Below are 13,654 nucleotides of genomic sequence, written 5' to 3'. Positions count from 1 at the left end.
CTGGCATATGCAGAATTAGACAAGACGTGGCTGGCGCGCGCCTTTACCCTCGCCTACATCGAATGGACGCGGGTCAGGGAGTCGGGATGCAGCGCGGTGTGATGTACGGAATGTCGGCCGGAGCAATCTGGGGTTTCATTTTTCTGGCGCCGCGGCTGTTGCCCGATTTCTCGCCGCTTGCTTTGAGCGTCGGACGGTATCTGATGTATGGCGCCGTGTCGCTCGCGGTGGCGCTGCCTATCGCGCGGCGGTTGATGACCAAGCTCACGCGCGCCGATCTCCTCGCGCTCGTAAAACTGGCGCTCGTCGGCAACCTTCTTTACTACATGCTGCTTGCAAGCGCGGTGCAACTGGTCGGCGTAGCGCCGACATCGCTGATCGTCGGCATCCTGCCCGTCACCGTCACGCTCGCGGGGCGGCGCGATGATGGCGCGGTGGAATTGCGGCGCCTCGCCGGGCCGTTGTCGATGATCCTGGCGGGCATCGCGTGCATCAATCTGGATGTGTTTCGCGACGTGTTTTTGCAGCATGGCAGCGTCGAGACGAGCAGCGTGCCGACACGTCTTGCCGGCCTCGCATGCGCGCTCGGGGCGCTCGCCGCGTGGACCTGGTATGCGGTCGTCAACGCGCGCTACGTGCAGGCGAACCATCGTTTCGACGGCAACGAATGGTCGGTGCTGTGGGGAATCGTGACGGGCGTGCTGGGCGCAATCGTCGGCGCGATCATGTGGATGTTGCCCGCAGGCAGCGTGCAGGCCGCCGTGTCGCCCGAACGCTGGCAGTTGTTCTGGCTCGTGAGTTTTGCCCTGGCGGCGGGCGGTTCGTGGGTCGGCAACATCTTGTGGAACGCGGCGTCCAAGCGCTTGCCGCTGACGCTGTCCGGTCAGCTGATTGCGTTCGAAACGCTCTTCGCGCTGCTCTATGCCTTTGTCTACGACGGCCGCTGGCCGCGCGTGCCGGAACTCTGCGCCGTCGCTTTGCTGACTGCGGGCGTGAGTTGGTCGGTGCGTCAGCACAGCGTCGTGACGCCTCGCGTCAGCAAGGAAGCGCCTGCGCATTGAAAGGCGCCGGCTAACGCGAATCCTTCGACTGCCACTTGCGGCCTTCGATCGAACCGGCCTTGCGTGTCTTCGCCACCCGGCGCGAACGCGCGGTTTTTGGGTCGACCTTGAGCGGCCGATAAATCTCCACGCGATCGAAGTCCGACAACGCCGTATCGAGCGGCTGGGCCTTGCCGAACACGCCGACCTTTTGTGTCGACAAATCGATTTCCGGATGCTGCTTCAAGACCCCGCTCACTTCAATGGCCTCTCGCACCGTCGCACCTTCGCGCAGATCGAGATGCGCGAGAAAGCTCGCGCCATCGGCAAGACCGTAACAAACGTCGATACGAAGGCTCATTTCTTGCCGTACCGTTGATCCGCGCGCTTCACGAAGGAATCGACGAAGGTATTGGCAATATGGCTGAACACCGGCCCGATCAGCTTCTCCAGAATGAGGTTCGAAAACTCGTAGTGGAGCGCGAACTCGATCTTGCAGGCGTCCGCGCGCAGGGGCGTGAAGCGCCAATAGCCCGTGAACTTCTTGAAAGGGCCGCTTAAGAACACCATATCGATGCTGGTCGGACGTTTTTGCACGTTGCGCGTGGCAAAGTGCTGCTTGATGCCCTTGAAGCTGATGTCGATCTTCGCTTCCATGCCGTTCTCGTCCTGCCGCCCGATCTCCACGCCGCCGCACCACGGCAGAAAATTGGGGTAGTCGGCGACATCGGTGACGAGGTCGAACATTTCTTCCGCTGAATGGCGGATCAATACTGTTTTTTGGACGTCTGCCATAAAGGGCGCGGCGGGTGGCTTGATTGGGCGGCAACTGCGCTGGACGCATGGGATCGTCCCACAGACGGCGCGCTGCTAAAATTGTGATTTTAAACGAGTTGGGCACTTTCCATTCATGAGCATCATCGACAACAGAAAAGCCTTCTTCGATTACTTCATCGAGGAACGCTTCGAGGCGGGTCTCGTGCTCGAAGGCTGGGAAGTCAAGGCGCTGCGCGCGGGCCGCGGGCAGATCAAGGAAGGCTACGTCGTCATCAAGCAAGGCGAGCTGTACCTGATTGGCACGCATATCAGCCCGCTGCCCGAAGCCTCGACGCATATCAACCCGGACCCGGTGCGCACGCGCAAGCTGCTTTTGCATCGCGATCAGATCGACAAGCTCATCGGCAAGGTCGAGCAGCGTGGGCATACGCTCGTGCCGCTCAACTTCCACTACAAGGAAGGCCGCGTGAAATGCGAGATCGGGCTTGCCAAGGGCAAGAAGCTGCATGACAAGCGCGAGACGGAGAAGAAGCGCGACTGGGACCGCGAACGCGCGCGTCTCATGCGAACGGCCGCGCGTTGATTCCGCATGCAAAAAGGGGCGCCCCAAAGCGCCCCTTCTGCTTTAGCTCTTCCTGATGATGCCGCCCCCGCCCTCGCCTTTCACGATAGCGAGCGCCGATGCGATCATCGAGCCCATGTCGGACATGTTGCCCGGCACGATGAGCGTGTTGCCCGCCTTCGCGATATTGCCGAACGCGCCGACATACTGCTCGGCGACCTTGAGGTTCACCGCTTCCATGCCGCCCGCCGTCTGAATCGCCGCGCCGATCTTCTCGATGGCTTGCGCGTTCGCCTCGGCCACCGCGAGAATGGCCGCTGCCTCGCCCTGCGCCTGGTTGATCGCCGCCTGACGCTCGCCCTCGGACTTCTGAATCGCCGCCTCGCGCGCGCCGGAAGCGATGTTGATCTGCTCCTGCTTGCGCCCTTCGGATGCCGCGATCAACGCCCGCTTCTCGCGCTCGGCGGTGATCTGCGCCTGCATCGCGTGAAGGATGTCCTTCGGCGGCGTCAAGTCCTTGATCTCGTAGCGCAGCACCTTCACGCCCCAGTTCGACGCGGCTTCGTCCAGCGAAGCGACGATGTTCTGGTTGATGTAATCGCGCTCCTCGAAAGTCTTGTCCAGTTCCAGCTTGCCGATGACCGAACGCAACGTCGTCTGCGAGAGCTGCGTGATGGCAAAAACGAAGTTGCTCGATCCATACGACGCCTTCATGGCATCCGTGACCTGAAAGTACAGCACGCCATCCACCTGCAATTGCGTGTTGTCGCGCGTAATGCAGACCTGGCTCGGCACTTCGAGCGGAATCTCCTTGAGCACGTGCTTGTACGCAATGCGGTCGATGAACGGCAGCACGATGTTCAGGCCCGGCGTCAACGTCGCGTGATAGCGGCCGAGACGTTCCAGCACCCATGCGTGCTGCTGCGGAACGATCTTGACCGTGTTCACCACAATCACGATTGCGATGACGAGCAAGACTAGCGCGAAAATCATTTTCTACTCCTTGGGTTCTTGTTGATCGAGTTTCGACCGGTTTGCGCTCAGGAGCCTTTTGCGGCAACGACGAGCCGGCTGCCGTCGAGCGCGGTGATGCGATACCAGCGCGCCGTTTCCGACTCGCCCGGCGCCAGCACGATGTCCCACTGCGCGCCGCGATACATCGCCCGCGCGCGGCCATCGCGCCATTCGTCGACCTCGAGCGTCGCGCCGATGTCGAGATTCACCGCCGCATCGCGCGTGGCGTCGCGCCGCTTCCAGTTGCCGAAGCGCGAACGCCGCAACACGGCGACCGCGACCAGCGCGACGACCGCCGCCACGCCGAACTGCACGTGCGGCAACGCGCCCATTGCATGCGCAAGACCGCCCGCGATCAACCCGAGCGCGATCATCAGCAGATAGAACGTGCCGGTAAACAACTCCGTTACGATCAACGCACCGGCTGCGATCCACCAGATCAGTCCATTCGTCGCCATGCTCGTCTCCAAACAAAAACACCCCGGAAAGGTCCGGGGTGTTTTTTATAGCATGATGCGCCTCTCCGTCAGCACACGGAAAGGCACGGCTTACTTATTTTGACAAAGTAGTCGCCAATTGCTGCCAGGTGTCAATGATGGTGTCCGGGTTCAGCGACATGGATTCGATGCCCTGCTTTGCCAGCCATTCGGCGAGGTCCGGGTGATCCGACGGGCCCTGGCCGCAAATGCCGACGTACTTGTTGAGCCGCAGACACGTCTCGATTGCGCGTTTCAGCATGAACTTCACGGCTTCGTCGCGTTCGTCGAAGTCGGCGGCGAGCAGTTCCATGCCGGAGTCGCGGTCGAGGCCGAGCGTAAGCTGCGTCAAGTCGTTCGAACCGATGGAGAAGCCGTCGAAGAACTGCAGGAATTCTTCGGCGAGAATCGCGTTGGACGGCACTTCGCACATCATCACGAGCTTGAGGCCGTTCACGCCGCGCTTGAGCCCGAACTTGTCGAGCAGACCGACCACGCGCTCCGCCTGCTTCAGCGTGCGCACGAACGGCACCATGATCTCGACGTTGTGGAGTCCCATGTCTTCACGCACCTTCTTCAGCGCGATGCATTCCATATGGAACGCTTCGGCGAAGTCGTCCGAGATATAGCGCGATGCGCCGCGGAAACCGAGCATCGGATTTTCTTCGTCCGGCTCGTAGCGCGAACCGCCGATCAGCTTCTTGTACTCGTTCGACTTGAAGTCGGACAGACGCACGATGACGGGCTTCGGATAGAACGCCGCCGCGATCGTAGCGATGCCTTCGGTCAGCTTGTCGACGTAGAACGCACGCGGCGACGCATGACCGCGCGCAACGCTTTCAACGGCCTTCTTCAAATCGGCGTCGATATTCGGGTACTCGAGAATAGCCCGCGGGTGCACGCCGATATTGTTGTTGATGATGAATTCGAGCCGCGCCAGGCCCACACCCGCGTTCGGCAACTGCGAGAAGTCGAACGCAAGTTGCGGATTGCCGACGTTCATCATGATCTTGACCGGAATCTTCGGCAGTTCACCGCGCTGCACTTCGGTCACTTCGGTTTCGAGCAGGCCGTCGTAGATCTTGCCTTCGTCGCCTTCCGCGCACGATACCGTGACGAGCGCGCCGTCCTTCAGCAAGTCCGTTGCGTCGCCGCAGCCAACCACTGCCGGCACGCCCAATTCACGCGCGATGATTGCCGCGTGGCACGTGCGCCCGCCGCGATTCGTCACGATGGCCGATGCGCGCTTCATCACCGGTTCCCAGTTCGGGTCGGTCATGTCGGCGACGAGCACGTCGCCCGGTTGCACACGTTCCATTTCCGACGGGTCGTGAATCACGCGCACCGGACCCGCGCCGATCTTCTGGCCAATTGCGCGGCCCGTGGTCAGCACGTTCGACTGGCCCTTCAGCTTGAAACGCATCTCGGCCTTGCCCGCGGCCTGGCTCTTCACCGTTTCCGGACGCGCCTGGAGAATGAAAATCTTGCCGTCGCGACCGTCGCGGCCCCACTCGATGTCCATCGGACGCTGATAGTGCTTCTCGATGATCACCGCGTACTTCGCGAGCTCGATCACGTCTTCATCGGAAATGGAGAAGCGGTTGCGCTGCTCGTGCGGCACGTCCACCGTCTTCACGCGGCCCGCTTCGCCGGCCTTCGTGAACTCCATCTTGATGAGCTTCGAGCCGATGGAACGGCGGATGATCGGATACTTGTTCTGCGCGAGCGTGGTCTTGAAGACGTGGAACTCGTCCGGATTCACCGCGCCCTGCACCACCGTTTCGCCGAGACCGTAGCTCGACGTGATGAACACGGTTTCCTTGAAGCCCGATTCCGTGTCGATGGTGAACATGACGCCCGCCGCGCCCACGTCCGAACGGACCATGCGCTGCACGCCCGCCGACAACGCGACTTCGGCGTGGGTGAAGCCCTTGTGGACGCGATAAGAGATGGCGCGGTCGTTGTATAGCGACGCGAACACGTGCTTCATGCGGTCGAGCACGTCTTCGATGCCGACGACGTTCAGATAGCTCTCCTGCTGACCCGCGAACGATGCGTCGGGCAAATCCTCAGCGGTCGCCGAGGAACGCACGGCGAACGAAAGCTCTTCGGGCGAGCTGTTTTGAAGGACGTCGAACCCACGACGGATTTCGTCTTCGAGACGCGGCTGCATGGGCGCGTCGACGATCCACTGGCGGATTTCCTTGCCGGCTTCGGCGAGCGACTTCACGTCGTCGACGTCGAGCGTCTCCAGACGCTTCGCAATGCGTTCGGTCAGATTGTTGTGATGCAGGAAATCGCGAAACGCGAGTGCAGTTGTGGCAAAGCCCGTGGGCACGCGAACGCCGGCTTCGGAAAGCTGGCTGATCATCTCGCCGAGCGACGCATTCTTGCCACCGACGATTTCCACGTCGGTCATTCGCAACTGCTCGAATGGAACTACATACGCCTGATCCTTTGCGACATCGTTCGCAACATTAACTGCGTTAGTCATACAAGCCCCTAAGGTGGATGAAATTCACGATCGCACGAGTGGGCTCATATGCGGCGGCGCTCATTGGAAGCGCGAGACGCATCTCGTACAACCTGTTTGATAAGCCATCGCGGTATGGATAGGGACGTCTGAAACTGCTCGGATTCATGCTTCTTTGAAGCAAAAATAAGCGAAGCAACCTCGTTTTGACGAAAATCCCAATCAATCCATACGCAATTGCTTATCGAACAGGTTGCCGCTATTCTACCGTGCCATTTCTCAATTTTGTCCCGGCATAATCAGCAAATAGACGGCAAAATCGAGGTCTTTGACGCCCGATGGTTCGGCGGCGCACACCCCGAATCCAGTTACCTTAACACAGGCCTTTTCCGCTCCCGTGCTCGCGCGTTACCTTCGAGCACGTGCCTTCCAACTCGTTCCCCATATCGCCGATGCCGCCATCCGTATTCATCGTTTCCGACGGTACAGGAATCACCGCCGAGACGTTCGCGCATTCGATCCTCGCCCAGTTCGACCAGAAATTCCGGCTGGTGCGCGTGCCGTTCGTCGACTCGATCGACAAGGCGCATGCGACCGTCGAGAAGATCAACGAAGTGGTGTCACTGGACGGACGGCGGCCCATTGTCTTCACGACACTCGTCGACAGCGCGTCGAACGAGATCGTCAAGGGCTGCAATGCGCTCGTGCTCGATATGTTCCAGACCTTCATCGAGCCGCTCGAACACGAACTGGAAATCAAGTCGACGCATGCCATGGGCCGCGTCCACCAGAACGCGGACACCGAGGAATACAAGAACCGCATCGAGGCCATCAACTTCTCGCTCGCGCACGACGACGGTCAATCCAACCGCAATCTCACGGAAGCGGACGTGATTCTCGTGGGTGTCTCGCGCAGCGGCAAGACGCCGACGAGCCTCTATCTGGCAATGCAATACGGGGTGAAGGCGGCGAACTACCCGCTGATTCCGGAAGATTTCGAGCGCGGCAAACTGCCGACGCCCTTGCTGGAACATCGCGAGAAGATGTTCGGTCTTTCCATCGACCCGCAGCGGCTCTCGGAGATTCGCAACGAACGCCGGCCGGGCAGCAAGTACGCGGCGCTCGAAAACTGCCGTTACGAGATCAACGAAGCCGAATCGATGATGAAGCGCGAAGGCGTGAAATGGCTTTCGTCGACACACAAGTCGATCGAGGAAATCGCCACCACGATTCTGCAGGAGATCAAGCCGGAGCGGCCGTCGTACTACTGATCAGCGCCGCTGCTGGCGGCATTGTTCGAAAAGACAAATTGCCGCCGCAGCCGCCACGTTCAGCGATTCCATGCCGCCCGGCTGTGGAATCGTCACGCGATGCGTGACTGCATCGCGCCAGACCTGCGACACGCCCGCGCCTTCGTTGCCGAAGACCCATGCGAGCGGACCCACGAGATCGCAATCGTAAAGCGCGACCGCGCCATGTGAGTCGGTGATGGTCACGGGCGCATCCAGGCGCGCAATCAGGTTTGCCGGTTCGACATCCTCGAAGATATCGAGCAAAAAGTGTGCGCCCATGCCCGAGCGCAAGACCTTCGACGACCACGCGTAAGCCGTTCCCGGCGCGCAGAAAACGCGCGTGATACCCGCCGCCGCCGCGCTGCGCAAAATGGAACCGACGTTGCCCGCGTCCTGAATGCCGTCGAGAATCACGCAGGTTGCCTCGACGCGGTCGGGCAGCGCGGCATCGATCTTCTCAACGAGCAACAACATGCCAACGCCGTGCACGACGCTCGACAATTGGCCGAAGAGCGCATCCGGCAGCACGATCACACGTTTTTCCTCGATGCGCGCGACGATCTCCCGCGCTTCGGCATGGGAGAGCGCGCCTTCGGTCACGACGCAGGTTTCCGGCTGGCCGGCGGCGTCGAGAAAGGCTGAAGCGAGGTGGAGCCCTTCGAGGAGCGCGTGAGCGCTGCGGCGCTGCTGCGCGGTCGAACCGGCGAGCGCCTTGAGACGCTTGTAGAGCGGGTTGTCCCGCGAGGTGATCGATTTCAAGATTCAGAACGCGCGTGCATCGGGGTCGTCGTTGATGGTCGCGGCGGCTTGCAGCACCTCGGGCGCGATGGCCGGCAGCATCGAGCCGAAACGGATATGCGCCTCGCGCACCGGCGCGAACGAACGCCGATGATGCTCGCACGGCCCATGCTCATGAAGCGCTTTCAGATGTTGCGGCGTGCCGTAGCCCGCGTGTGCATTGAATCCGTAGACAGGATGAACGTCGTGCAATTCCAGCAGCATGCGGTCGCGCGTGACCTTGGCCAGAATCGATGCCGCCGAAATCTGCTTGATGAGTGCGTCGCCGCCAATCACGGCTTCCGAGCGGATCGACAGCGTCGGGCAGCGGTTGCCATCCACTTTCACGAGCGTCGGCGCAACCGCAAGCCCTTCGACCGCGCGCTTCATGGCGAGCATGGAAGCATGCAGGATGTTGATGGTGTCGATTTCCTCGACGCTTGCCGACGCGATGCAAAAAGCAAGCGCGCGATCGACGATCTTCTCGTAAAGCTCCTCGCGGCGTTTCGCGCTCAAGGCCTTCGAATCGTCGAGACCGTTGATGCGCGGCTTCGCGGGATCGAAGATCACCGCGGCGGCCACGACCGGCCCCGCCAGCGGACCGCGCCCCGCTTCATCCACGCCACAGACGATGTCGAAAGGCGAACTGAAGTCCAGCCCGCTTTGGAGTGTCGCCCGCACCGCCTTTGTCTCACGCGCCATTATCCGGCTCTCCGCGTTTGCAGCACTCGCGCGACCGCGTCGGCCGCCTTCTGCGACGTGTTCTGACGCAGCGCGATATGCATGTCCGTGAAAATCTCCGTCAGGGTACGGCGGTTCGCTTCGTCGTTCAACTGTTTGAGCGTGGCGTCGGCGAGCGCTTCGGGCGTGGCGAAGTGCTGCAGGATCTCCGGCACCACGAAGCGCCCCGCGAGAATGTTCGGCAAGCCGACATAGGGCAGATAGCCCTGACGCTTCATGATCTGACCCGTGAGCCAGGGCACCTTGTAGGAAATGACCATCGGCTTCTTGAGCAGCGCGGCTTCGAGCGTGACCGTGCCGCTTTTCACGAGGATGGCGTCCGCGGCGGTCATGGCGGTTTGCGCACGGCCGTCGGTAATCGTCAGCGAGAGACTCGGATGCGCATCGACGAGCGGCTGCAGAAGCTCGCGCAGCGCGGGGTTCGCGGCCGGCATCAGAAAGCGCACGCCGGGCTCGCGCAACTGCATGAGTTCCATGGCGTCGAAAAAGGTCGGGCCGATCAGCGCGATCTCCGAGCGGCGGCTGCCCGGCAGCACGGCAATCACCGGACCGCCTTGTGCGATACCGAGTTCGCGTCGCGCGCCGGCGACATCCGGTTCGAGCGGGATTTCATCGGCAAGCGGATGGCCGACATAACTCGCCGCCACGCCCGCCTTTTCCATCAACGCGATTTCGAACGGAAACACGCACAGCATGTGATCGACCGCTTTCACGATCTTCTTGATGCGGCCACCGCGCCACGCCCAGATCGACGGGCAGACGAAGTGCACCGTCGGAATGCCCGCTGCACGCAATGGCTCTTCGAGACCGAAATTGAAATCGGGCGCGTCGACGCCGATGAACACCGACGGCGGCTCCGCGAGCAGTTGCCGCTTTAGTTCGTTGCGAATGCCGAGAATTTCGGGAATATGGCGCAGCGCTTCGACATAGCCGCGCACGGACAGCTTGTCCATGGGCCAGTGGGCTTCGAAGCCCGCCGCGGTCATGCGCGGACCGCCGATGCCGCTGTAACGCGTATCGGCAGGCAACCTTTCTTGCAAACCTTGAAGCAGCGACGCCGCGAGCAGGTCGCCGGAAGGCTCGCCCGCGACCATCGCAATGCGTGGCGAGTGGGTGATTGGCGTCATCGGGCGCGCTTAGCGGATGATGCCGCGCTGCGACGTCGCGATGAAATCGGAGAACGCCTTGACCGGAGCATCGCCCTCGCCGCCTGCCTTGCCCAGATCCTTCAGTTGCAATTTCGCTTCTTCGAGTGACAAACCGCTCTTGTAGACGATGCGATACGCCTGGCGCAACGCCGAAATGGCGTCGGGCGTGAAGCCGCGCCGGCGCAACCCTTCGACATTGATACCGTGCGGCTCGGCCTTGTTGCCCGCCGCGATGACGAACGGCGGCACGTCCTGCACGAGCGCGGAAGCCCCGCCCAGCATGGAATGCGCGCCGATACGCACGAACTGATGCACGCCCGACATGCCTCCGACGATAGCGTGATCGCCGACCGTCACATGGCCCGCCAGTTGCGCGTTGCTCGACATGATGATGTTGTTGCCGAGCCGGCAATCATGGCCGACGTGCACGTAAGCCATGATCCAGCAATCGTCGCCGATGGACGTCTCGCCCTGATCCTGCGCGGTGCCGGTATGCAGCGTGGTGAATTCGCGGATGGTATTGCGGTCGCCGATCACGAGACGCGTGGGCTCGTCGCGGTATTTCATGTCCTGCGGGCGCCCGCCGATCGACGCATAGTGGCCGATGCGGTTGTCGCGTCCGATGCTCGTGTGCCCTTCGAGCACGCTGTGCGAACCGACCGTCGTGCCCGCGCCAATCACGACGTGGGGGCCGACGATCGCGTACGGTCCGATTTCGACGGTATCGTCGAGTCGAGCGCCCGGCTCGATGATCGCGGTAGGGTGAATCTTGCTCATGCGCTTATCGCCTCAAGCTGTTCGTGCTGCCTGTGTCTTGACGGTGAACGCGGCCTTAGGCGGCCGTGTTCTTCACGGTACACATGAGCTCGGCCTCGGCAGCGGTCACGCCGTCAACTTCGGCGCGCGCCTTGAACTTCCAGATGCCTCGCATGTACCGCTCGAAGTTGACGTTGAGGATCAGTTGATCGCCCGGTTCCACTACGCGCTTGAAGCGCGCGCCGTCGATACCCACGAAGTAATACAGCGTGGTCGACGGATCGTGCGGTTCCTCGGCGAAAGTCAGGAGCGCCGCGGTCTGCGCGAGCGCTTCGAGAATCAGCACGCCGGGCATGACGGGCCGCGTCGGGAAGTGACCCTGAAAATACGGCTCGTTGATCGTCACGTTCTTCAGCGCTTTGATGCTCTTGTGCGGCTCGAGTTCGAGTACGCGATCCACGAGCAGGATCGGATACCGATGCGGCAGCAGCGTGAGGATCTTGTGAATATCGAGGTTGATTTTTTCTGTGCTCATGGTCGTTCTGCTCGCGCGCGTGTTGTGCGCGGAAATTGACTGCGGACGCGTTGAACGAATCTTGCGCCAGCCGGAAATGCCTTTGTGTTTATCTTCGATGCGGCTTGCTGCGTGTTTTGTTGCTGCCTCGATGATGGGATGGACCGTCGACGCCTTTTGAAACCGTTGAACCGCGCTCGCTTACTGCGCGTTTCGTTTATGCGCCGGCGATGATACGAACCCTCGACGCTTTTACACTGCTTGACTCGGCCTGCTCACGGCACGTTTCGACGCTGCCTCGGTGAGAATACCAACCCCTTGCGCTGCTGAAATTGCTGACGTCGCCGGCTTACTGCCCGTATCAAGATTGACCACCAGTGCTTTGAACCAGCGGATCTTGGCTTGCTTACTCCGCGCCGCCCGCGTCGCCCTTACCTGCCTTCTCGCCCAACGCCGTTTCGAGCGCCTTGATGCGATCACGCAGCTTGTCCAGATTGCGCACCAGCGCTGCGCTTTTGTTCCAGTCGGCATGATTCACCGCCGGGAAAGCGCTCGTGTACATGCCAGGCTTCGTTAGCGACTTGGAGACGCCCGACTGCGCCGTGACGATCACGTAGTCCGCCAATGTGACGTGCCCTGCGATGCCCACCGCGCCGCCGATCATGCAATGCCGCCCGATATTCGTGCTGCCCGCGATACCCGCACAACCGGCGATAACCGTGTACGCGCCGATGCGGCAGTTGTGCCCGATCTGCACGAGATTGTCGATCTTCACGCTTTCTTCGATGACGGTATCCGCCATGGCGCCGCGATCGATCGTGGTGTTCGCGCCAATTTCCACGTCCTCGCCGATGTCCACCGCGCCCACCTGCGGAATCTTCACCCAGGTACCGGTGCGAGCATCGCCTTCGCCCACGAAATCCGGCGCGAAGCCGAAGCCATCCGCGCCAATGACCGCCCCTGCGTGCACGATCACGCGCGCACCCAGCTTGCAGCCGTGATACACGGTGACGTTCGGATACAGATGCACGTCGTCGCCCAACTTCACGCCGCGTCCGATGACCACGCCTGCATCCAGTTTCACGCGCTCACCGACGACCGCGCCCGCTTCCACCGTCACATGCGGCCCGATCACTGCGCTCGCCGCGACGTGCGCAGCCGGATCGACATACGCGCTTGGATGCACGCCGGGCTTCGAGACGGGCGTTGCAAGATCGATAAACGCCTGTGCGACGCGAGCGAAATAAGCATAAGGGTTCGCCGTGACGATGAAATTCGTGCCCGCGTGATTGCCCACCTTCTCCAGATCGGCGGGCGAGATCAACACCGCGCCGGCGCGCGTCGTCTCGACTTGCGCCAGATACTTCTGGTTGGCGAGAAACGCGAGTTGCGCGGGGCCGGCTTTGTCGAGCGGCGCAAGCGCCTCGACCTTTTGCGTGCCCGCGCCGACTATCTCGCCGCCAAAGCGGCTGACCAGTTCGTCGAGCGTGATCGCCATGCCTGATGCCATGCGTTCAATTACTCCGTGTCAGTTCGAGCTTGCGCCACTCGCGCCGCTCGCACCATTTTGCGTGCTCGCAGCCAGCGCCTTCAGCACTTGATCCGTGATATCGATGCGCGGGCTCACATACACCGCTTCCTGCACGATCAGATCGTAATGCTGCTGTTCCGCGATCTGCTTGATGACCTTGTTCGCGCGATCCAGCACCGCCGCGAGTTCTTCGTTACGACGCTGATTCAGGTCTTCGCGAAACTCGCGCTGCTTGCGCTGGAAGTCGGCGTCGAGCTGCGCTAGATCGCGTTGGCGCGCGGCGCGGTCGGTTGGCGCGAGCGAGGCGCCATTCTTGTCCATGTTGTCGGACATGGCCTTCATGCGCTGCGCCATGTCCTGCAGCGCCTTGTCGCGCTTGGAGAACTCCTGCTCGAGTTTCGACTGCGCAGCCTTCGCCGCCGCCGACTCGCGCAGGATGCGGTCGGAGTTGACCGCGGCGATGCGCGCTTCTTGAGCGCTCGCGCTCGCAGCCGCACCCAGGCCGAGAACCATCGACAACGCAAGCGCCAGCGCCATATGTTTCGAAAGCTTA

Annotated in this window: 15 protein-coding genes; 3 read left to right on the top strand and 12 right to left on the bottom strand. The window is 61.6% G+C overall.

The genetic code is table 11. The annotated features are described in order from the left end of the window. The first annotated feature begins 86 nt into the window (after nucleotides 1-86). A complete protein-coding gene (locus NCR40_RS05670; protein ID WP_250508932.1) occupies nucleotides 87-1,061 on the top strand; it encodes a DMT family transporter in 975 nt (324 codons plus the stop codon). A 10-nt stretch (nucleotides 1,062-1,071) separates the two neighbouring features. On the opposite strand, the gene NCR40_RS05665 is transcribed toward NCR40_RS05670, so the two are convergent. Next, nucleotides 1,072-1,401, bottom strand: coding sequence for an RnfH family protein (locus NCR40_RS05665; protein WP_250508931.1), 330 nt, complete (start codon nucleotides 1,399-1,401; stop codon nucleotides 1,072-1,074). Next, complete coding sequence (locus NCR40_RS05660) at nucleotides 1,398-1,835, bottom strand: type II toxin-antitoxin system RatA family toxin (protein WP_244827779.1); 438 nt, start codon at nucleotides 1,833-1,835, stop codon at nucleotides 1,398-1,400. Before NCR40_RS05660 ends, NCR40_RS05665 begins: the two co-directional genes overlap by 4 nt. A gap of 115 nt (nucleotides 1,836-1,950) precedes the next feature. Between NCR40_RS05660 and smpB the strand changes: the two genes are divergently transcribed. Further along, the gene (gene smpB, locus NCR40_RS05655; RefSeq protein WP_250464509.1) at nucleotides 1,951-2,400 is read left to right on the top strand and encodes an SsrA-binding protein SmpB; all 450 of its coding nucleotides are present in this window, start codon (nucleotides 1,951-1,953) and stop codon (nucleotides 2,398-2,400) included. A 42-nt stretch (nucleotides 2,401-2,442) separates the two neighbouring features. Here smpB and NCR40_RS05650 read toward each other — a convergent pair whose 3' ends face one another. The 3 genes from NCR40_RS05650 to ppsA form a co-directional block, all read right to left on the bottom strand. After that, nucleotides 2,443-3,372: an SPFH domain-containing protein gene (locus NCR40_RS05650; RefSeq protein WP_244827777.1), complete on the bottom strand. Its 930-nt coding sequence runs from the start codon at nucleotides 3,370-3,372 to the stop codon at nucleotides 2,443-2,445. A 47-nt stretch (nucleotides 3,373-3,419) separates the two neighbouring features. Beyond that, on the bottom strand, nucleotides 3,420-3,851 hold the full coding sequence (locus tag NCR40_RS05645) for an NfeD family protein (protein WP_250464507.1): 432 nt from the start codon (nucleotides 3,849-3,851) through the stop codon (nucleotides 3,420-3,422). A 94-nt stretch (nucleotides 3,852-3,945) separates the two neighbouring features. Further along, nucleotides 3,946-6,363, bottom strand: coding sequence for a phosphoenolpyruvate synthase (ppsA, locus tag NCR40_RS05640; RefSeq protein ID WP_250508930.1), 2,418 nt, complete (start codon nucleotides 6,361-6,363; stop codon nucleotides 3,946-3,948). 431 nt (nucleotides 6,364-6,794) lie between these two features. Between ppsA and ppsR the strand changes: the two genes are divergently transcribed. Further along, the gene (gene ppsR / locus NCR40_RS05635; protein ID WP_244827774.1) at nucleotides 6,795-7,613 is read left to right on the top strand and encodes a posphoenolpyruvate synthetase regulatory kinase/phosphorylase PpsR; all 819 of its coding nucleotides are present in this window, start codon (nucleotides 6,795-6,797) and stop codon (nucleotides 7,611-7,613) included. On the opposite strand, the gene NCR40_RS05630 is transcribed toward ppsR, so the two are convergent. The 7 genes from NCR40_RS05630 to NCR40_RS05600 form a co-directional block, all read right to left on the bottom strand. After that, on the bottom strand, nucleotides 7,614-8,393 hold the full coding sequence (locus NCR40_RS05630; RefSeq protein WP_250508929.1) for a TrmH family RNA methyltransferase: 780 nt from the start codon (nucleotides 8,391-8,393) through the stop codon (nucleotides 7,614-7,616). 3 nt (nucleotides 8,394-8,396) lie between these two features. Further along, nucleotides 8,397-9,113, bottom strand: coding sequence for a ribonuclease HII (rnhB, locus tag NCR40_RS05625; protein ID WP_244827772.1), 717 nt, complete (start codon nucleotides 9,111-9,113; stop codon nucleotides 8,397-8,399). Then, on the bottom strand, nucleotides 9,113-10,279 hold the full coding sequence (gene lpxB / locus NCR40_RS05620) for a lipid-A-disaccharide synthase (RefSeq protein ID WP_250464503.1): 1,167 nt from the start codon (nucleotides 10,277-10,279) through the stop codon (nucleotides 9,113-9,115). Before lpxB ends, rnhB begins: the two co-directional genes overlap by 1 nt. Nucleotides 10,280-10,288: 9 nt before the next feature. Continuing rightward, on the bottom strand, nucleotides 10,289-11,077 hold the full coding sequence (gene lpxA / locus NCR40_RS05615; RefSeq protein ID WP_244827770.1) for an acyl-ACP--UDP-N-acetylglucosamine O-acyltransferase: 789 nt from the start codon (nucleotides 11,075-11,077) through the stop codon (nucleotides 10,289-10,291). Nucleotides 11,078-11,132: 55 nt separating this feature from the next. Beyond that, on the bottom strand, nucleotides 11,133-11,591 hold the full coding sequence (gene fabZ, locus NCR40_RS05610; RefSeq protein WP_244827769.1) for a 3-hydroxyacyl-ACP dehydratase FabZ: 459 nt from the start codon (nucleotides 11,589-11,591) through the stop codon (nucleotides 11,133-11,135). Nucleotides 11,592-11,976: 385 nt separating this feature from the next. Continuing rightward, entirely contained in the window at nucleotides 11,977-13,068 is a 1,092-nt protein-coding gene (lpxD, locus tag NCR40_RS05605; RefSeq protein ID WP_250509000.1) for a UDP-3-O-(3-hydroxymyristoyl)glucosamine N-acyltransferase, read from the bottom strand. Nucleotides 13,069-13,098: 30 nt separating this feature from the next. Further along, nucleotides 13,099-13,638 (bottom strand): OmpH/Skp family outer membrane protein, encoded by a 540-nt coding sequence (locus NCR40_RS05600; protein ID WP_244827768.1) that lies wholly within the window; start codon nucleotides 13,636-13,638, stop codon nucleotides 13,099-13,101. Nucleotides 13,639-13,654: the final 16 nt, after the last annotated feature.

It is taken from the genome of Caballeronia sp. GACF4 (assembly GCF_023631025.1).
Taxonomy (GTDB): domain Bacteria; phylum Pseudomonadota; class Gammaproteobacteria; order Burkholderiales; family Burkholderiaceae; genus Caballeronia.
The sequence above is the reverse complement of the archived record's forward strand: the minus strand, read 5'-3'. Positions and strand labels throughout refer to the sequence as shown.